Annotated in this window: 16 protein-coding genes; 9 read left to right on the top strand and 7 right to left on the bottom strand. The window is 71.7% G+C overall.

Going from position 1 to position 17,880, the window contains the following annotated elements:
- Positions 1-3 precede the first annotated feature (3 nt).
- From L2C96_RS34430 to metG, 3 genes are all read right to left on the bottom strand, one after another.
- Positions 4-1,404 (bottom strand): resuscitation-promoting factor, encoded by a 1,401-nt coding sequence (locus L2C96_RS34430; protein ID WP_020419443.1) that lies wholly within the window; start codon positions 1,402-1,404, stop codon positions 4-6.
- A 273-nt stretch (positions 1,405-1,677) separates the two neighbouring features.
- Positions 1,678-2,508: a TatD family hydrolase gene (locus tag L2C96_RS34435; RefSeq protein ID WP_237339168.1), complete on the bottom strand. Its 831-nt coding sequence runs from the start codon at positions 2,506-2,508 to the stop codon at positions 1,678-1,680.
- On the bottom strand, positions 2,505-4,298 hold the full coding sequence (metG, locus tag L2C96_RS34440) for a methionine--tRNA ligase (RefSeq protein ID WP_237339169.1): 1,794 nt from the start codon (positions 4,296-4,298) through the stop codon (positions 2,505-2,507). Before metG ends, L2C96_RS34435 begins: the two co-directional genes overlap by 4 nt.
- A gap of 62 nt (positions 4,299-4,360) precedes the next feature.
- Between metG and L2C96_RS34445 the strand changes: the two genes are divergently transcribed.
- The 5 genes from L2C96_RS34445 to L2C96_RS34465 all read left to right on the top strand — a co-directional run bounded on the left by L2C96_RS34445 (position 4,361) and on the right by L2C96_RS34465 (position 9,374).
- The gene (locus tag L2C96_RS34445) at positions 4,361-4,966 is read left to right on the top strand and encodes a PadR family transcriptional regulator (protein WP_020419446.1); all 606 of its coding nucleotides are present in this window, start codon (positions 4,361-4,363) and stop codon (positions 4,964-4,966) included.
- A gap of 85 nt (positions 4,967-5,051) precedes the next feature.
- Positions 5,052-6,038, top strand: a complete 987-nt coding sequence (locus L2C96_RS34450) for an ATP-binding cassette domain-containing protein (protein ID WP_237339170.1) — start codon at positions 5,052-5,054, stop codon at positions 6,036-6,038.
- Positions 6,028-6,795 (top strand): ABC transporter permease, encoded by a 768-nt coding sequence (locus L2C96_RS34455; protein ID WP_020419448.1) that lies wholly within the window; start codon positions 6,028-6,030, stop codon positions 6,793-6,795. The genes L2C96_RS34450 and L2C96_RS34455 overlap by 11 nt, the downstream gene beginning before the upstream one ends.
- A gap of 255 nt (positions 6,796-7,050) precedes the next feature.
- The gene (locus L2C96_RS34460; RefSeq protein ID WP_237339171.1) at positions 7,051-8,529 is read left to right on the top strand and encodes an alpha/beta hydrolase domain-containing protein; all 1,479 of its coding nucleotides are present in this window, start codon (positions 7,051-7,053) and stop codon (positions 8,527-8,529) included.
- Positions 8,530-8,759: 230 nt separating this feature from the next.
- Positions 8,760-9,374, top strand: coding sequence for a glycoside hydrolase family 25 protein (locus tag L2C96_RS34465; protein WP_020419450.1), 615 nt, complete (start codon positions 8,760-8,762; stop codon positions 9,372-9,374).
- Here L2C96_RS34465 and L2C96_RS34470 read toward each other — a convergent pair.
- Positions 9,363-10,346: a glycoside hydrolase family 183 protein gene (locus L2C96_RS34470; RefSeq protein ID WP_237339172.1), complete on the bottom strand. Its 984-nt coding sequence runs from the start codon at positions 10,344-10,346 to the stop codon at positions 9,363-9,365. The genes L2C96_RS34465 and L2C96_RS34470 overlap by 12 nt on opposite strands.
- A 76-nt stretch (positions 10,347-10,422) precedes the next feature.
- Between L2C96_RS34470 and L2C96_RS34475 the strand changes: the two genes are divergently transcribed.
- Positions 10,423-11,616 (top strand): aminodeoxychorismate synthase component I, encoded by a 1,194-nt coding sequence (locus tag L2C96_RS34475; RefSeq protein WP_237339173.1) that lies wholly within the window; start codon positions 10,423-10,425, stop codon positions 11,614-11,616.
- Positions 11,574-12,188, top strand: coding sequence for a GNAT family N-acetyltransferase (locus L2C96_RS34480; RefSeq protein ID WP_237339174.1), 615 nt, complete (start codon positions 11,574-11,576; stop codon positions 12,186-12,188). Before L2C96_RS34475 ends, L2C96_RS34480 begins: the two co-directional genes overlap by 43 nt.
- A gap of 3 nt (positions 12,189-12,191) precedes the next feature.
- Here the strand turns inward: L2C96_RS34480 and rsmI are convergent, their stop codons facing one another.
- Positions 12,192-13,019 (bottom strand): 16S rRNA (cytidine(1402)-2'-O)-methyltransferase, encoded by an 828-nt coding sequence (gene rsmI, locus L2C96_RS34485; RefSeq protein ID WP_237339175.1) that lies wholly within the window; start codon positions 13,017-13,019, stop codon positions 12,192-12,194.
- 64 nt (positions 13,020-13,083) lie between these two features.
- On the opposite strand from rsmI, the gene L2C96_RS34490 reads away from it, so the two are divergent.
- The gene (locus L2C96_RS34490; protein WP_237339176.1) at positions 13,084-14,631 is read left to right on the top strand and encodes a dolichyl-phosphate-mannose--protein mannosyltransferase; all 1,548 of its coding nucleotides are present in this window, start codon (positions 13,084-13,086) and stop codon (positions 14,629-14,631) included.
- The gene (locus L2C96_RS34495) at positions 14,628-15,275 is read left to right on the top strand and encodes a class I SAM-dependent DNA methyltransferase (protein ID WP_237339177.1); all 648 of its coding nucleotides are present in this window, start codon (positions 14,628-14,630) and stop codon (positions 15,273-15,275) included. Before L2C96_RS34490 ends, L2C96_RS34495 begins: the two co-directional genes overlap by 4 nt.
- A 200-nt stretch (positions 15,276-15,475) precedes the next feature.
- Here L2C96_RS34495 and L2C96_RS34500 read toward each other — a convergent pair whose 3' ends face one another.
- Together L2C96_RS34500 and L2C96_RS34505 are read right to left on the bottom strand one after the other, a co-directional pair.
- A complete protein-coding gene (locus L2C96_RS34500; protein ID WP_237339178.1) occupies positions 15,476-17,200 on the bottom strand; it encodes a serine/threonine-protein kinase in 1,725 nt (574 codons plus the stop codon).
- A gap of 109 nt (positions 17,201-17,309) precedes the next feature.
- Positions 17,310-17,816 (bottom strand): hypothetical protein, encoded by a 507-nt coding sequence (locus L2C96_RS34505; protein ID WP_237339179.1) that lies wholly within the window; start codon positions 17,814-17,816, stop codon positions 17,310-17,312.
- Positions 17,817-17,880 lie beyond the last annotated feature (64 nt).

Consider the following 17,880-nt stretch of genomic DNA (forward strand, 5'->3'; position numbering starts at 1 on the left):
GGATCAGCTGGTGGCCTTGGCGCCGCAGACGGGCCAGGCGCCGTAGCCGCCGCGGTCGTCGCGCACCTTGGTCGCCACCGCGATCTGCTGCTCGCGCGTGGCCTGGTGCGGGTAGGCCGCGTACTGGTCGCCGCCGTAGGCGTCCCACGTGCTCTTGTTGAACTGCAGGCCGCCGTAGTAGCCGTTGCCGGTGTTGATCGACCAGTTGCCGCCGGACTCGCACTTCGCGATGGCGTCCCAGATGGCGCTGTCGCTGATCACCGGCTGCTTGGTGCCGACCCGGACGATCTTCGGCTTGGCCTCGACGATCACCTTCGTCGAGAGCTCCTCGCGGGCGGTCTCCTTGCCGTTGCGCTTGGTGATCCGGTAGGTCACCAGCTTCTTGCCCGCCGTGCCCGGGTCCTGGACGACCTCGTCGCCCGCGTCGAGGGTCGCGTCCTTGATCTCCTGGACCGGAGGATCGATGTCCTCTTCCTGGTTGATCACGGTGACCCCGGTGCGCGAGATGTGCACCTCGGCGCCGTTGGTCAGCTTGAGGGCCAGGCCGCCCTCGATCTCGTCGTCCGGGCCGAGCGACATGCCCTGCTCCGCCAGGAACTCCTCCGCGGTGATCGCGGTGGTGCTGATCTGCCGGGGGGCGGCGTCGCCGTCGTAGACGGTGATGTTCTTGAGGGTCTTGACCTCGACGGTCGCGCCGTCGAGGGGCAGCTCCGCGTCCAGCGGCATCGAGTACGCGGTGCCCGGGCCGAACTGGCCGCTCAGGCCCAGCTGCGTGATGGCTTCCTGCAGGCTCGTCGCGCGGACCCAGGACTCGCGGGCGACCCCGTCGACGACCAGGTTCAGCTTGCGGCCGCGCTCCAGCTTGATGACGCCGCCGTCACCGACCGGCGCCTGCGGCGAGGGGGACAGCGCGTCGTGCTCACCGACGGTGAGACCGGCGTCCTCGAGGACCTCGCCGACCGTCTTGCCGAAGCTGTGCACGGTCTGCGTGTGGCCGTCGACGTCGACGGTCACGCTCTTGTTCATGGCCAGCGCGGCGGCGCCGCCACCGGTGAGGCTGATCAGGAGGGCCAGGACCGAGCCGCGGAGGAACCGCCGCTTCCAGGTCTTGACCGCGGAGACGAGGGCCTTCTCCGGCTCCTCCTCGGCCTCCACGGCGGCCGTGCGGTCCTGTGCGGCCGCGTCCGGGATGGCGAGGGCCGGGAGCATCGTGGTCTCGGCGTTGATCAGCCGGATCAGCTCGTCGACGTCGATCTCGGCCTCGGCCATGAGATCGTCCGCGTCGTTGCCCAGCACCGTGCGGATGTCGTGCTCGGTGACAGCCAGGTCGTCCGAGAACGCGTCGGCGTCGGGCCAGTCGAGGGTGCCCACCGCGCCACCACGGCTGGACTCGAACCAGTCCATCGCCTCAGTCGGACGCGCGTCGGCCCATCTACTACCAGTCACAGCAGGTCGATCCCTTTCGCACTACGGCTCCCGAAGTCTTCGCCATCCCCGATCCCGACCTGCACTGGCTTGACTCCGGGTGTCCCGCTCTTCGCCCGGTTGGAGCGATCATGCGGCACGGTCACGGGACAGTAACGGACCCCGCGAGGTTGCGCAAACACCGGGCGGAATGTCGTGGCGTTCGTCACTCCTCCAGGTGGATGGTTGATTTCCACGGATGTCGCAGTCCGTTCAACCCGCTGTGACGGACGGCAGCCGGAACACGCGTTCGGCCGTCTCCGACACCGCCGAACAGACCTGTTCCAGCCCCTCCGAACGGAGGTCGGCGAGGAACGCGACCGTATAAGCGGTGCAGTACGGCTCGTTCGGCCGTCCGCGGAACGGGTGCGGCGTCAGGAACGGCGCGTCGGTCTCGACGAGGAACTGCCCGGAGGGCACGAGCCGCGCCGCGGCCTGCAGCGCCCGGGCGTTGCGGAACGTGACCGTGCCGGCGAACGACAGCACGTACCCGGCGTCCACGCACCGGCGTGCGATGTCCTCGTCACCGGAGAAGCAGTGGAACACCACGGTCTCCGGCGCGCCCTCCTCGTCCAGGATCCGCAACACGTCGGAGTGCGCGTCCCGGTCGTGGATCATCAGCGGCTTGCCGACCCGCTTGGCGAGGTCGATGTGCCAGCGGAACGCCTCCTGCTGGGCGTCCGGCGGCGAGTAGTCCCAGTAGTAGTCCAGACCGGTCTCGCCGACCGCGACCACCCGGTCCTGGCGCGCCAGATGCTCTATTTCGGACTGTTCCGCCTCGCCGAAGTCCTTGGTGCGCGTGGGGTGGATGGCCACCGCGGCCCACACCCGCTCGTCCCAAGTGGACGCTTCCGCGGCCCAGCGGGCGGCGTCCAGGTCGTCGGCGACGGTCACCATCCGGGTCACCCCGGCCGCCGCGGCACGGTCGGCCAGCTCGGCCACGTCGGCCGCCGTGACCGCACCGCAGGCGTCCAGGTGCGTGTGCGAGTCGACCACCGGCGCCGGCAGGCGCTCCGGCACCGGTGGCCGTTCCTTCTTGCTCACTGCGCGATCGGGGCCCACTCCGGACCGGTCTCGCCGAGCTTCGGGTCGAGCTTGGCGAACAGCGGCGTCGGCTTGGCCAGCGGACGGCCGACCTCGATCGGGATGGACTCCCAGCGCGCCTGCTCGGCCGCGTAGTCGCCGGTCAGGATCGGGTTGATCCGGCCGGGGATGTCCAGGTCCTCGACGTCCTGCAGCTCCGGCTGCGCGGCCCACACGCCGGTGCCGCCCAGCGCCTCGTGCACCTTCTGCGCAGAGTGCGGCAGGAACGGGGTGAGCAGCGTGTTCGCGTCCGACACCACCTGCAGCGCGGTGTGCAGCACCGCGTCGCGGCGATCCGGGTCGTCCTTGAGCTTCCACGGCTCCTGGTCCGACAAGTAGCGGTTGGCCGCGGACACGACCCGCATCGCCTCGGTGGCCGCCAGCTTGAACCGCGACCGCTGCAGGTGCCCGCCAACCGTCTCGAACGCCTTGCGGGACAGCGCCTTCAGCTCCTCGTCCGCGGGCGCCGGCTTGACCGGGGCCGGAATCGCGCCGTTGTTCTTGTGCGCCATCGAGATCGAGCGGTTGACCAGGTTGCCCCACTCGTTGGCCAGCTCGAAGTTGGTCCGGCGGACGAACTCGTCCCAGGTGAAGTCGGTGTCCTGGGTCTCCGGGCCGGCCACCGCGATGAAGTAGCGCAGGGTGTCCGGGCCGAACTCGCGCAGGAAGTCGTTGACGTAGATGACCGTGCCGCGCGAAGTGGAGAACTTCGACCCGCTCATGGTCAGGAACTCCGACGACACGATCTCGTCCGGCAGGTTGAGCTTGCCGTACGGGCCGACCTGGCCGCCCTTGTCACCCGCGCCGTTGTGGCCGAGCAGCAGCGCGGGCCAGATCTGGGCGTGGAAGGTGATGTTGTCCTTGCCCATGAAGTAGTAGCCGCGCGCGTCCGGGTTGGTCCAGAACTCCTGCCACGCGTCCGGGTTCCCGCTGCGGCGGGCCCACTCGACGCTGGCCGAGAAGTAGCCGATCACCGCGTCGAACCACACGTAGAACCGCTTCAGCGGCTGGTCGCGCCAGCCGTCCAGCGGGATCTTCACGCCCCAGTCCAGGTCGCGGGTGATCGGGCGGGGCCGCATGTCGTCGAGCAGGTTCTTGGTGAAGTTGACGACGTTGGGCCGCCAGTCGGTCTTCGTCGACAGCCACTTGCCGAGGCTCTCGGTGAACGCGGGCAGGTCGAGGAACAGGTGCTCGGTCTCGACGAACTTCGGCGTCTCACCGTTGATCCGCGACTTCGGGTTGATCAGCTCCGCGGCGTCCAGCTGGTTGCCGCAGTTGTCGCACTGGTCGCCGCGCGCGCCGTCGTAACCGCAGATCGGGCAGGTGCCCTCGATGTAGCGGTCCGGCAACGTGCGGCCGGTGGACGGGCTGATCGCGCCGGTCGTGGTCTTGGGCACGACGTAGCCGTTGCGGTGCAGCGCGAGGAAGATCTGCTGCGTGACCTCGGCGTGGTTGCCGGTGCTGGTGCGGGTGAACAGGTCGTAGGTCAGCCCGAGGCCCTGCAGGTCCTGGCCGATCTGGCGGGTGTACTTGTCGGCGGTCTGCTGGGAGGTGAGGCCCTCCTTGTCCGCCTGGACCGTGATCGGCGTGCCGTGCTCGTCGGTCCCGGACACCATGAGCACCCGGTTGCCGGCCATTCGCTGGTAGCGCGAGAACACGTCCGACGGGACGCCGAAGCCGGAGACGTGGCCGATGTGACGGGGCCCGTTGGCATAAGGCCAGGCCACCGCCGTCAACACAGGGATGCTCATGCCTGTTTAGCGTACGGATGCCGTCTCGTGCATTGTTACCTGGGAAGGCTTAAGGAGGTCGGGTGTCGCCGACGCGGCTGCTGGTGCTGGGCGTCGTACGGATGTACGGCCGGGCGCACGGCTATCAGGTGCGGCGTGAGCTGCTGGCCTGGTCGGCCGACCGCTGGGCGAACGTCCAGCCCGGGTCGATCTACCACGCGCTCAAGAAGATGGCGGCCGAAGGCCTGCTGGAGGCGGTGCCGGACGAACCGGAGGGACGCGGCCCGGACCGGATCGCCTACCGGCTGACCGACGACGGCGAGACCGAGTTCCAGGTCCGGCTGGCCCAGATGATCGCGGAGACCGAGGGCGACGGGGCCCAGGACGCGTTCGCCTTCGCCGCCGCGCTGACCTTCCTGCCCTCCCTGCCCCGCGACCGGGCCCTGTCGCTGCTGCGGCACCGCCTGACGTGGCTGGAGGGCCAGCTCGCGACCACCCGCAGCGTGCTGGACGGCGGAGTCAACTGGGGCCACCCGGAGCACGTCGGCGAGCTGTACCGGCTGTGGGGCACGAACGTCGAGGCGACCATCGAGTGGCTGCGGGGCCTGATCAAGCGCCTGCAGGACGGCGAGTACGTCATGGCCGACGACCCGGGGCGCCACTTCGGCGCACCCCCGGAGATCAAGTAATCAAATTTGACTACGGCGCGATAGTTGGGGCAGAGTGGCCGCCATCACTAGTCAAATTTGACTACTGAATCAAGGGGGATTTCTCATGATCAAGGCACGCGGCCTCGCGCGGACGTTCACCGCGCGCGGCCGCAGCGTCGAGGCCGTGAAGGGCGTCGACATCGACGTCGCCGAGGGTGAACTGGTGGGGTTCCTCGGCCCGAACGGCGCCGGCAAGACCACGACGCTGCGGATGCTGACCACGCTGCTGCGCCCGACCGCGGGCGAAGCGCAGGTCGCGGGTCGCGACCTGCTGGCCGACCCGGTCGGCGTGCGCAGGCAGATCGGGTACGTCGCCCAGGGCGGCGGCGTCACCCCGGAGATGAAGGTGCTCGAGGAGATCGAGCTGCAGGGCCGGCTCTACGGCATGTCGAAGGAGGACTCGCTGCGGCGGGGCCGGGAGCTGATCGACCAGCTCGACCTCGTGGGGCTGGACGACCGGCTGACGAAGACGCTGTCCGGCGGCCAGCGGCGGCGGCTGGACATCGCGCTGAGCCTGATCCACGACCCGAAGCTGATCTTCTTCGACGAGCCGACCACCGGGCTGGACCCGCAGAGCCGCGCCAACCTGTGGGACCACATCCGGCGGCTGCGCGCGGACCACGGCGTGACGTTGTTCCTCACCACGCACTACCTGGACGAGGCCGACTCGCTGTGCGACCGGATCCTGGTGATCGACAACGGGGAGATCGTGGCCGAGGGGTCGCCGGACTCGCTCAAGGCGCGAGTGTCCGGCGACGGCGTGACGATCGGGGTGGCCCCGGAGTTCGTGGACGCCGCGGCCGAGGTCGCCGGGCGCCTGGACGGCGCGCACGAGGTGACCACCGGTGAAGCCGAGGTGCGGTTCCGCGTGCCGCGCGGGGACACCGCGCTGCCGGAACTGTTGCGGCGCCTGGACGGCGACGGCATCGCGATGACCTCGATGCAGGTGAACCGGCCGACGCTGGACGACGTGTTCCTCACGCTCACCGGCCGGTCACTGCGCGACGCCGAGCAGTCCCAGCAGCACGAGGAGGCCGCCCATGTTGCGTGACACGTGGCTGATCTTCAAGCGGGACTGGACGTTGTCCATGCGCAACCCCGCGTGGATCATGATCGGCATCATGCAGCCGGTGCTGTACCTGGTGCTGTTCGGGCCGCTGATGGAAAAGGTCGTCAGCAGCACGCCCGGCTTCCCGCCGGGCACCAGCTGGACCATCCTGACCCCGGCGCTGATCATCCAGCTGGCGCTGTTCAGCTCGTCGTTCGCCGGGTTCGCGCTGCTGATGGACTACCGCAGCGGCGTGCTGGAACGGCTGCGGGTGACGCCGGCCAGCCGGGTCGGGCTGCTGCTGGGCAAGGTGGCCAACAACGTGATCCAGGCGGTCATCCAGGCCGTGCTGATCACGGTGCTCGCGTATGTCGCGTTCGGACTGGACGCGCCGGTCGGCGGGGTGCTGCTGAGCCTGGTGATCGTCGGACTGGTCGCGGCGACGCTGGCTTCGGCGTCGTACGCGGTGGCGCTGACGCTCAAGAGCGAGCAGGCCTTCCCGGCGCTGCTGAACGCCGTGCTGATGCCGGTGCTGCTGCTGTCCGGCATCCTGCTGCCGATCACCAGCGTCCTCGCGCCGGACTGGCTCTACGCCATCTCGCGGATCAACCCGTTCACCCACGTCGTCGACGCCGAGCGAGCCACCTTCCGCGGCGACCTCACGATGGACGCCCTGATGACCGGCTCGATCATCCTCGTGGTGATGACGGTGCTGGCCGTGTTCTGGGGCACGAGGACGTTCCAGAAGGAGAACGCCTAACGGCACGGCACCGGCACGTCCGCGCGCAGGTTGCCGGGCGCGCTGTCGCTGAAGTCCGCCGTGTCGAAGTACGGGTCCGTCTCGTGGGTCAGGTTCGCGCCACCCTGCGCCTGGGCCGCGAGACGGCCACCCGCGCTGCCCGGCTGCCGGCGGTGCTCCGGTCGAGCGAGGCGTCGAACGCACCGGTGATTTCGCCGATGCCGCCGCGACCGCGGCCGCCCCACACTGGCCCTCCCCAGATCACGGAGGTGACCAGTGCGCACAGCCGTCCTCGCAACGTTACTGGCGGTGTTCGCCGCGGTGCTGCCCGCCACGGCGGCGGCCGCGAACCCGACGATCACCACACCACCCGCGGGCAGCCGCGGGTTCCCGTTCCTCGCCGCGGCCGAGGACCTCGGCTCGTTCGGCTACACCGAGAGCGAGTTCTTCATCTCGGGCACCGCGACCGCGTACGCCAAGTCGGGGCTGTGGACCTCGTCCGGCCGCTGGGACGTCCGGCCCACCACCCAGGCCGCGTACCGGACCCGGCTGCTGGTCCGGCGGCCGAGCGACCCGGCGCGCTTCAACGGCACGGTCGTCGTGGAGTGGCTCAACGTCAGCGCTCAGCTCGAACTGTCGCCGGACTACTGGTTCATGCGGGACGAGCTGCTGCGCCAGGGCTACGCGTGGGTCGGCGTGTCGGCGCAGTCCGTCGGTGTCAACGGCGGGCTCGGCGACATCGCGGGCCTGCGTGGCTGGGACCCGGCCCGCTACGGCAGCCTCGTGCACCCCGGTGACGCCTATTCCTACGACATCTTCTCCCAGGCGGGACAGGCGTTGCGCACGCCGAACGGGCCGGACCCGTTGGGCGGCCTGGAGATCCGGACGCTGCTCGCCGACGGGGAATCGCAGTCGGCCGGGTTCATGACCACCTACGCCAACGCCGTCCAGCCGGTCGCGCGCGTCTACGACGGCCTGATGATCCACAGCAACAGCGCGGTCGCGGCCCCGATCAGCGGCAGGCTCGTCGACGTGCTGACGATGCCGGACCCGAGCCGCATCCGGACCGACACCGCGGTTCCGGTGTTCGTGGTGCTCACCGAGACCGACGTGCCGGGCGCGGCGGCGGCACGGCAGGCGGACACCGACCGCATCGTGCACTGGGAGCTGGCCGGCACCGCGCACGGCGACCAGTGGGCCGTCGACCTCGGCGGCCCGACGGTGCAAAAGTCCGCCGGGTCGGCCGCGCCGCAACCGAGCTGCGCCGCGGGGTCCGCGCCCTACAACGACGGGCCCGGCCACTACTCGATGAACGCCGCGCTGCGGGCGCTGACCACGTGGGCGCAGGGCGGACCGCGCCCGGCGAGCGGCGCGCTGCTCGACGCCGACCGCCGCGACCCGGCCACCGGCCTGGCCACCGGCGGCATCCGGCTGCCCGACGTCGCGGTGCCGACGCGCACGCTGAGCGGCGAGCGGAACACCACCGACAGCGGCGTCTTCTGCGGCCTCTACGGCGCGCGGGACCCGTGGAACGGCGACGCGGACCCGTGGGACCGGCACGACGACGGCGACCCGTCCGACCCGTCGTTCCCGCCCACCGCGGAGCCGGTGCTGAGCCGCCTGTACCCGACCAACGCCGACTACGTGGCCAAGGTGCAGGCCGCCGCGCAGTCCTCGGTCGCCGCGGGCCACCTGCTGCCCGAGGACGCCGCCACGATCGTCGAAGCCGCCCGGAATTCGGGCATCGGGGGTTAGCAGACCCGGCCGCCGGTCCGCGGGCCGGCGGCCGGGTTCCGCCCGCCGCCACCTCCACTGTGGACTCCCCGACGGTGACCGTGCCGTCACCCCGCGCCGCCACGCCCGGTACTTGCCGTGAGTCACACCCTTTTCGGGGGGTGCGTCGATACGGCAACCGGGGCTTTTCGCGCTTATGGTGACTACGCAGTGTCCTGGCGAGCGCATTTGCGTGGAATGAAGGCGGCGGTTTGACGGAGGGCAGCACGGAGCGCGGGATCAACCTCGCGCTGCACGCGACCGTGGCGGACTGGGACGCGGTCCGGTCCGGTGCGGTCTCGTTCGCCTCCATCACCGTCACCGAGAACACCAACTGGCTCGACCGCGGCGCCGGGAAACAAATCGAAGCGGCGCAGCGGGCCGGCATCCGCACCGGCATCCGCCATTACGCGCGCCCCGGCGCACCCCACGACCAGGCCGAGCTGTGCGTGCGCGCGGGCCGGGGGCTCGGCGTGTTCGGGCCCGGTTCGCTCGCACCGACGCTCGAAGTCGAGGCGGAGGGCGTCGACGACCGGTTCGTGAAGGCGTGGATCAAGACCGTGCGGCAGTCCGCGGGCATCCAGCGGGTCGTGATCTACGCCGATTACGGGCTCTGGTTGCGCCGGTTGCACCCGCAGAAGTGGGCCGACCGCGAGGTCGTGCTGTGGGTGGCGCGGCACAACGACATCCCCGGCCGCCCCGGCTGGTTCCACCCGCGCCTGGCGCTGCACGAGCACAGCTCGGTGCCGCCGATGCCCGGTGTGTCCGGTCCCATCGGCATGGACGCCCTGGTCTACCCGTTCACGCTGGCCGACCTACTGCTCTAGCGTGCTCCGCATCAGGAACACGTTGTACGGGCCCCACTGCGACATCAGGTAGTAGACGTCCGGGCCGTCCAGCGCCCACGGGTGCAGGTAACCGCCGTAGAGGCCGGGGTACCGGTGCCCGGGCACGGCGACCTGGCCGGGCGACCACGGCCCGGTGAGCCGGTCGGCGGAGCGCAGCAGGATCGCGCCGCCCGGGTCGTCCAGGTGCATCGCCAGCCACTGTCCGAGGTGGACGTCGTAGGCCACGGACAGCTCACCGACCGGGCCCGGGATGACCGGCGCGGCGGCGAACTCGTCCCGGGTCCAGCCGCGGCCGTCGAAGTACTCGTAGGACGACGCGTCCAGCAGGTGCGGGATCGCCGTGCGGGCCAGGTAGGCGTCGCCGTGCCGCCCGTTGGTGGTGCCGAAGAGGTAGACGTGGTCGCCCTCGCGGGCCAGCGCGCACATCTGGAACGGGTCGTCCCGCTCGGCGCGGTTGATCCAGCGCGCGCTCCACGGCTTGGCCCAGGTGACCCCGCCGTCGTCGGACACGGCGAGGCCGGAGTAGTTGGTGGTCCACTTGCCCGGCGGGCCCCACTGCCGCACGGACATGTAGTGCACGACCTGGAGCCCGTCGACCGCCAGGCCCGAGTTCGGGATGACGGTCACCTCGTCCCGGCGGCCATCGCGCGGGATGACCTGGGCGGCGGTGCCGTCCGGCCGCGTGACGACGCCGTCGAAGGTGAGACCGGCGGCCAGGTCCGTGCTGGTCGAGAAGGCGAGGACGTTGTTGCGCCAGTCGGCGCTGTTCGGGCCGCCGCCGTCGCCGCCCCAGCCCTCGCCGAAGGTGTCGCCGAACAACACGAAGACCCGCCCGTCACCGCCGTCCCACAGGATGCCGAGATCCGTGCCGTGGATGGCGAACCGGTCGGTCCGGTTGATCGAATCTGCGCCCGTCACCTTGCAGATCTGCTCCGTCTCGACCACACGCATGCGTCCGACGGTAGGTCACAATGTTCCCGTGCGGGTGACGCGAACGAGGCTTGGCCGGGGAAGAACACCGGATGAGGTGCTGCTTCTCCTCGACGAGCGCGCCCGCTCCCGGGGGATCGGCACGGCGGCCGGCCTGTGCGGCGAGTGGTTCGGCTCCCAGGCCGTGCTGGTGCCCGAGGTGCAGCTCCGCCCGGTCACCGACCCGTTCGAGGTGCCGGACCGGCAACCGCGGGTCGAAGCTCCGGAGGGGGTCGTCGGCGGCGGCTGGTTCGGCTACCTGTCCTACGACCTCACCGACCCGTCCGGCCGGCGCACCGCGCTGCCCGCGGCGGTGTGGGGCTGGGCCGACCACGTCCTGCGGCTGGACGCGGACGGCTGGTGGTGGTTCGAATCGCTCGGCGGCCCGGACCTGGCGGCGGAGTTCGCGGAGCTGCTGACCCGGCCGGCGCCGTCCCCGGCCTGGCAGGCGGGGCCGTTGCACCGGCCGATGCCCGCGGAACACGGCGACGCGGTGAAGGCCTGCGTGCACGCGATCGAGGCCGGGGAGGTGTTCCAGGCCAACATCTGCACCCGTTTCGAGGGCACGTTCGAGGGCTCGCCCGCCGCGTTGTTCGCGCAGGGGGTGCGGGGGCTGCGGCCGCGCCGCGCCGCGTTCCTCACCGGCGAGTGGGGCAGCGTCGTGTCGTTGTCGCCCGAGCTGTTCCTCGCCCGCCACGGCGACCGGGTCCGCTCGACGCCGATCAAGGGCACGCTGCCCCGCCGCGGCCCGGCGGACGACGTGCTGGCACAACGGCTGCGTGAGTCGGTCAAGGACGTGGCCGAGAACGTGATGATCACCGACCTGGTGCGCAACGACCTCGGCCGGGTGTGCGCGGTGGGCAGCGTGCGGGTGCCCGAGCTGCTGCGGGTGCGCCCGGCGCCCGGCGTGTGGCACCTGGAGTCGACCGTGGAGGGGCGGCTGGTCACCTCGGACGCGGAGTTGCTGGCCGCGACCTTCCCGCCCGGCTCGGTGACGGGCGCGCCGAAGATCCGGGCGCTGGAGCTGATCGCGGAGCTGGAGCCGCGGCCGCGCGGGGTCTACACGGGCGCCGTCGGGCTGGCGTCGCCGGTGGCCGGGCTGGAGCTGAACGTCGCGATCCGCACGTTCGAGGTGCACGGCGGTTCGATCGCGCTCGGGGTCGGCGGCGGCATCACCGCGGATTCGGACGCCGAGGCAGAATGGCAGGAATGTCTGCACAAAGCCGCCCCGCTGGAAGCACTGCTCACCTGATCCGCCTCGGCACAGCAGCCGACCTCGACGGCGCGGCGGCAACTCTGGGCGCGGCCTTCGCGGACTACCCGTTCACGCGGCACACCGTCGCCGCGGCGGACCACTTCGCGCGGGTGACCGGCCTGCAACGGCTGTTCCTGGAACACGTCGGGCTGCCCTGCGGGCGGGTCTGGGTGAGCGACGACCTGGCAGCGGTGGCGGTGTGGACGACGCCCACCTCCGGCGAGCCCGACTTGGACGCGCTGGGCCCGCGGCTGCGCGAGCTGGCCGGTGACCGGGCGGCCGCCGCGGCGGCCGCGGAGGAGGCGATGGCCCCGCACCGGCCGACCGGGCCCGCGTGGTTCCTCGCCACGGTCGGCGTGGCGCCCGGCCGCCAGGGCGAGGGCCTCGGCCGGGCTGTCCTCGCACCCGGGCTGCGTGCCGCCGCCGAGGAGGGCCACCCGGCCTACCTGGAGACCTCGCTGGAGTCGAACGTGGGCTTCTACCAGGGGCTGGGCTTCGAGGTGACCGCGCAGGTCCCCCTCCCCGACGATGGCCCGGTCACCTGGGCGATGCGGAAGGACCCCGCCTGACGCTCAGGCGCGCCGCGCCGCCAGCACCGCGTCGTACAGCTCCTTCTTCGACACCCCGGTCGCCTCGGCGACCTCGGCCGCCGCGGACTTGAGCCGCTCACCGGCCGCCACGCGTGCCGACACCTCCGCCACCAGGTCCGTCACCGACACCGCCCGCGGCCGGGCGCCCTCCAGCACCACCGTGATCTCGCCGCGCACGCCGTCCGCCGCCCAGGCCGCCAGCTCGGGCAGCGTGCCGCGCCGGACCTCCTCGTACGTCTTCGTCAGCTCCCGGCACACCGCCGCCCGCCGCTCGTCACCCAGCGCGGCGGCCGCTTCGGTCAGCGTCGCGGCCAGCCGGTGCGGCGACTCGAAGAACACGACCGTCCGCGGCTCGGTCGCCAGCTCCCGGAACCAGCGGCCCTTCTCACCCGGCTTGCGCGGCGCGAAGCCCTCGAAGCAGAACCGGTCGCTGGGCAGCCCGGACAGCGCCAGCGCGGTCGTCACCGCCGAGGGCCCGGGCAGGCAGGTGACCGGCAGGTCCTCCTCGACGCACGCCGCGACCAGGCGGTACCCCGGATCGGACACGCTGGGCATGCCGGCGTCGGTGACCAGAACGACGGTCTCCCCGGCCCGCAGCGCCTCCAGCAGCTTCGGCAGCCGGGACGTCTCGACGTCCTCGTAGAAGCTGACCACCCGCCCACGCGGCGTCACGTCCAGCGCGGTGGCCAGCGACCGCAGCCGACGGGTGTCCTCGGCGGCGATCACGTTCGCCTCGGCCAGTGCGGCGACCAGGCGCGGCGAAGCGTCGCGGGAGTCACCGAGGGGGGTCGCGGCGAGGACGAGTGGCATGGCCTTCACCCTATTAGCCGCGCGGGAACTCCGAGTTCACCCGTGGGTCCCTAGGATCACCCCCGTGACCGCTGTGCTGACGCGACCGGACCAGGTGGACCACCTCCGCCCGCCGACGGACCGTGCCGCCACCCTCCTCGGACGGCCGATGCCGGCTGACCGGCTGCGCGGCTGGGTGGTCACGATCGTCCTGACGCTGGTCGCGGCGGTCACCCGCTTCCAGAACCTCGGCTCCCCCACCGACAAGGGCACCCCGGTCTTCGACGAGAAGCACTACGTGCCACAGGCGTGGCAGATGCTGCGCAACGGCGGGTTCGAGGACAACGCGGGCTACGAGCTGGTGGTGCACCCGCCGCTGGCCAAGCAGCTCATCGCGCTCGGCGAGTGGATGTTCGGGTACAACGGCTGGGGCTGGCGCTTCAGCGCGGCCGTGGCGGGCACGATCATCGTGCTGCTCACCATCCGCATCGCGCGGCGGCTGACCCGCTCGACGCTGCTCGGCGGCATCGCCGGGATACTCGTGATCTGCGACGGGGTGCTGTTCCTGCAGGCCAGGATGGGGATGCTGGACATCTTCATCGCCCTGTTCGCGCTGTCCGCGTTCGCGTGCCTGCTGTGCGACCGCGACCAGGTGCGGCAGCGGCTGGCGGTGGCGGTCGCCGAGGGCTGGGCGGACGAGTCGCCGTGGGGGCCGCGGCTGGGCTTCCGCTGGTGGCGGTTCGCGGCCGGGGTGTGCCTCGGCCTGACCTTCGCGGTGAAGTGGTCGGGCCTGTACTACATGGCGTTCTTCGGGCTGCTGTGCGTCGGGTTCGACCTGGCCGCGCGCCGGGCGGCGGGGGTGCCGCGGCCGTGGGTCGGGACGCTGCGCCGGGACGTGCTGCCCGCGTTGTGGGCCATCGTCGCCATCCCCGCGCTGATGTACCTGGCGAGCTGGTGGGCGTGGTTCGCGAGCGAGTCCGGCACCGACCGGCACTACACCGAGCTGCAGGGCATCGACCCCGGGTTCTGGAGCTGGGTGCCGCCCACGTTGCGGTCGCTGGGCGACTACTCGATGAACGTGCTGCACTTCCACGAAAGCCTGGTCACGCCGAAGGACGATCCGCACCCGTGGGAGTCGAAGCCGTGGACGTGGCCGATGGGCCTGCGCCCGATGCTCTACTACTACGAGTCGGGCAACGGCACGTGCGGCGCGTCGGACTGCATCCGGGCGACGATGCTGATCGGCACGCCCGCGATGTGGTGGCTCGCGATCCCGATGCTCGGGTGGGGCCTGTGGCGGTGGCTGTTCCGGTTCGACTGGCGCTACGCCGCCGTGCTGGTCGGCTACCTCGCCGGGTTCCTGCCGTGGTTCACGAACATCGACCGGCAGATGTACTTCTTCTACGCGACGCCGATGGCGCCGTTCCTGGTGCTCGGGCTGACGCTCGCGCTCGGGCAGATCCTGGGCAGCGCGCGGCGCGGGTTCGAACGCCGCGGGACGGGGCTGCTGGTGGTGGCGCTGTACGTCGGCCTGGTGGTCGCGAACTTCGCGTGGCTGTGGCCGATCCTGAACGGCGACCCGATCAGCAACGCCCGGTGGCAGGCGGAGCTCTGGCTGCCGTCCTGGCGATGACCGGGTACCTGGACCGCGCCCGGGAGTCGTACGACCGGGTCGCGGAGGACTACGCCGAGTTCGTGCGCCCGCGGTTCGCGGCGGACGCGGTGGGCCGCGGGATGCTGAGCGCCTTCGCCGAGCTGGTCACCGGACCGGTCGCCGACGTCGGCTGCGGACCCGGCCACGTGACGGCGCACCTGGCGGGACTCGGCACGCAAGCGTTTGGCGTCGACTTGTCCCCCGGGATGGTCGAGATCGCCCGCCGGTCGTACCCGCGGCTGCGGTTCGAGGTGGGCTCGATGACGGCGCTCGACGTGCCGGACGGGTCGCTCGGCGGGATCGTCGCGTGGTGGTCGATCTTCCACGTCCCGCCGGCCGTGCTGCCGACGGTGTTCGCCGGCTTCGCCCGCGCGCTGGAGCCCGAAGGCCACGTGCTGATCGGCTTCCACGCCGGGAACGCCCAGCTGCAGCCGGAGACGGCCTACGGCCACCCGGTGGACTACGACGCGTACCTGCTGCCACCCGACCACGTCGCGAAACTCCTGAAACGCGCCGGCTTCGACATCGCGGCCCGAGTCGAACTGGAAGGCGCGAAGCACCCGCAGGCGATCCTGCTGGGCCGGAAGCGAACCGCCCGGCGTTCCGCGCTGCCCCACCGGTAGCGCCTGCGCCCCGGCTCGGCACGATTGCCTTCGAGCAGGAGCACCCGCAGACCATCCCGTCGGGCCGCAGGCGCACCTCGCGCGTCCCACGCCCCGTCCGGAGCGTCCGGTGCCGCGCACCCTCGGCGCCAGCGCGGCGGCATCGCCCGCGGCGCACCACCGCGCACGCGCCACGCCGCATCCAGCGCCACAAACCCCAGTCAGCGCGGCGGCATCGCCCGCGTGGTACCGCCGTGACGCGGCACGATCCGCGTCACCGGCCCGTCCATCGACTTGCCCGCCCGCGACAGGAAGCCCTCCACCTCACGCACCACCGTGTGCAGCGTCGGGCGGCGGCGGGGTTCGTTGTCGAGCGAGGCGATCAGCAGCCGGGCGTGCGCGGAGCGCTGCGGCAGCTTCGAGACGGGCTCGGCGCGCGCCGCCGCCATCAGGGCCGCCATCGGCGTCTCGCGGGTGCCCCGCGGCGGGTAGCCGGACAGCGCGTAGCTCACCGTCGCCGCCAGCTGCCACGCGTCCGAGGCCGGGGACGCCGCCGCGCCCGCGGCCTGCTCCGGGGCGACGAAGTCGGGGGTGCCGATCATCATCCCGGTCGCGGTCATCGTCGAGTCGCCGCGGCTGCGGGCGATGCCGAAGTCGATCAGGTGCGGCATGCCCTGCGGGTCCAGGATCACGTTCGACGGCTTCACATCGCGGTGCAGCACACCCTTCTCGTGCGCCGCCGCCAGCGCGCCTGCCATCGTCGCCCAGAGGCGGCCCGCCGCGACGTCGTCCAGCGGTCCCATCGTGTCCACCGCGGTGGCCAGCGACTGGCCCTCCAGGTACTCCATGACCAGCGCGAGCCCGTCCGGCTCCTCGACCAGGTCATAGACCCGCACGCAGTTCGGGTGGTCGACCATCGCGAGCGCCCTGGCCTCGCGGCGCATGCGCTCCTCGGTGTCCCGGTCCGGCGCGTGGGCGATCTTCAGGGCGACCGTGCGGCCCAGCTGGTTGTCCACGGCCTGCCACACGGTGCCGAAGCCACCGTGGCCGAGGCGCTTGATCCGCCGGTACCGGCCGCCGCCGTTGGCCGTCGACCCCGGCGGCAGCGGGACCGGGCCGGGCGCCGCGGCGAGCTCCTGCGCTGCGGGCGCGACGGCCGTCGGCGCGTACTGCTTCGGCGGCTGCTGCTGCGGCGGTGGCGGAGGCGGCGGCACCTGCGGCGGGGGCTCGCGCCGCGGCTCCGGGCGCGGCCGCTCCGGCTTGTTGATGACCGACCACGGCGGCGGCCCGACCAGGGCGATCGGGATGATCCCGAGCATCGCGATCGGGATGAACCCGAGCCACAGGAACACGCCCGCGTTGGCCGAGACGCCCACCGAGAACACCACGAACATCACGAACCCGACCCACAGCAGGCGGCCCGGCCACTTCGGTCCGCGGCGCATCGCGGTGCGCGCCTGCAGGATCATGAACAACAGCGCGAGCAGCGGCAGCCCGACGAGCGCGCCCAGGTAGTAGCCGTAGGCGAGCACGTTGCCGGAGGGGTAGAAGATCGTCTCGAAGATGTTCTGCCCACCGCCGAGGTACTTGCTCTGCGTGCCGATGAACGAGCAGTACTCGCGGTTCAGGGTCGCCAGGTCGGCCTTCGACAGGGAAGAGGTGCCCTCGGCGGCAGCCCGGTAGATGCCCGAGATGCCGTTGAACGCCATCCACGGCAGCCCGAACGAGAACACGAACGCGATCACGCCGATGGCCGCGATCGTGCCCGTGTCGTACCGGTTGCCGGTGAACTTCCGCATGAGCGCGACGAGGACCGCGCCGGCCACCGGGAACAACGCGGTCAGCGCCCCCGCGGCCACCGTGGCCCACACCCAGTCACCGGGGCAGAACCCCGGGTTGAACAGGGCATGCGCGAGGGACAGCAGCCAGTCCGCGAACGCGTTCACCGCCCGGGTCCCTTCGTGTTCGGGGTCTTCTTCCGGTCTCCCACCCTATTCGCACCTTGGACGCGGCAGGGGACGGGCGGGTTGCGGTCGCCCTGCGGAGTGAGACTTCTCAGATGCCGGGCCGCCAGATGACCGGCGCCAGCCGCTCCGCCTCGACGCGCCACCGCTCCCGCCGGAAGCGCAGGACCAGCACCGACAGCAGGACGCTGCTGAGCACCGCGCCGGCGACGACGACCGCGACGACGCCGGTCAGCCCGCCCAGCACGACCGCGACCAGGCCCAGCACCACCACCGCGGCGATGGCGACCTGTCCCTGGCCGTGCCACACCCACCGCCGTCCCGCGTCGAGCTCGGCCAGCAGGGCCTGCGCGCCGGTGGTGAGCCGGGCGTCGGGCACGTTCAGTTCGAGAATGCGGCGGGCCGCCCACGCGCACAGCTCGCGCTGGCGCGCCGATGTCACCACGGACAGCCCCTCTCTGGTTACGCTGCGTGCGGACACGGTCAGCGCTTCGAGCGCGTGCGCGAGCCGCAGACGCAGGTCCAGGTCCGCCGGAGCCGCGGCGAGCTGCTGTTCGAGCGCTTGAACAGCGGTCATCGGGTCGGTCTGTTCGGTCACGTGAATCTCCCAAAAGGAGTAACCCGGGCGGGACGCTCGATGCTACCCTCAGTGCTCACTTCTG

Origin of the sequence: Amycolatopsis tucumanensis, from assembly GCF_021654135.1 — a bacterium.
GTDB lineage: Bacteria > Actinomycetota > Actinomycetes > Mycobacteriales > Pseudonocardiaceae > Amycolatopsis_E > Amycolatopsis_E tucumanensis.

Excerpts from the sequence above, each read along its gene's own strand:
- L2C96_RS34430 (WP_020419443.1), bottom strand. The coding sequence starts at position 1,404 with ATGGACTGGTTCGAGTCCAGCCGTGGTGGCGCGGTGGGCACCCTCGAC.
- metG (WP_237339169.1), bottom strand. The coding sequence starts at position 4,298 with ATGAGCATCCCTGTGTTGACGGCGGTGGCCTGGCCTTATGCCAACGGG.
- L2C96_RS34455 (WP_020419448.1), top strand. The coding sequence starts at position 6,028 with ATGTTGCGTGACACGTGGCTGATCTTCAAGCGGGACTGGACGTTGTCC.
- L2C96_RS34450 (WP_237339170.1), top strand. The coding sequence starts at position 5,052 with ATGATCAAGGCACGCGGCCTCGCGCGGACGTTCACCGCGCGCGGCCGC.
- L2C96_RS34470 (WP_237339172.1), bottom strand. The coding sequence starts at position 10,346 with ATGCGTGTGGTCGAGACGGAGCAGATCTGCAAGGTGACGGGCGCAGAT.
- L2C96_RS34480 (WP_237339174.1), top strand. The coding sequence starts at position 11,574 with ATGTCTGCACAAAGCCGCCCCGCTGGAAGCACTGCTCACCTGATCCGC.
- L2C96_RS34495 (WP_237339177.1), top strand. The coding sequence starts at position 14,628 with ATGACCGGGTACCTGGACCGCGCCCGGGAGTCGTACGACCGGGTCGCG.
- rsmI (WP_237339175.1), bottom strand. The coding sequence starts at position 13,019 with ATGCCACTCGTCCTCGCCGCGACCCCCCTCGGTGACTCCCGCGACGCT.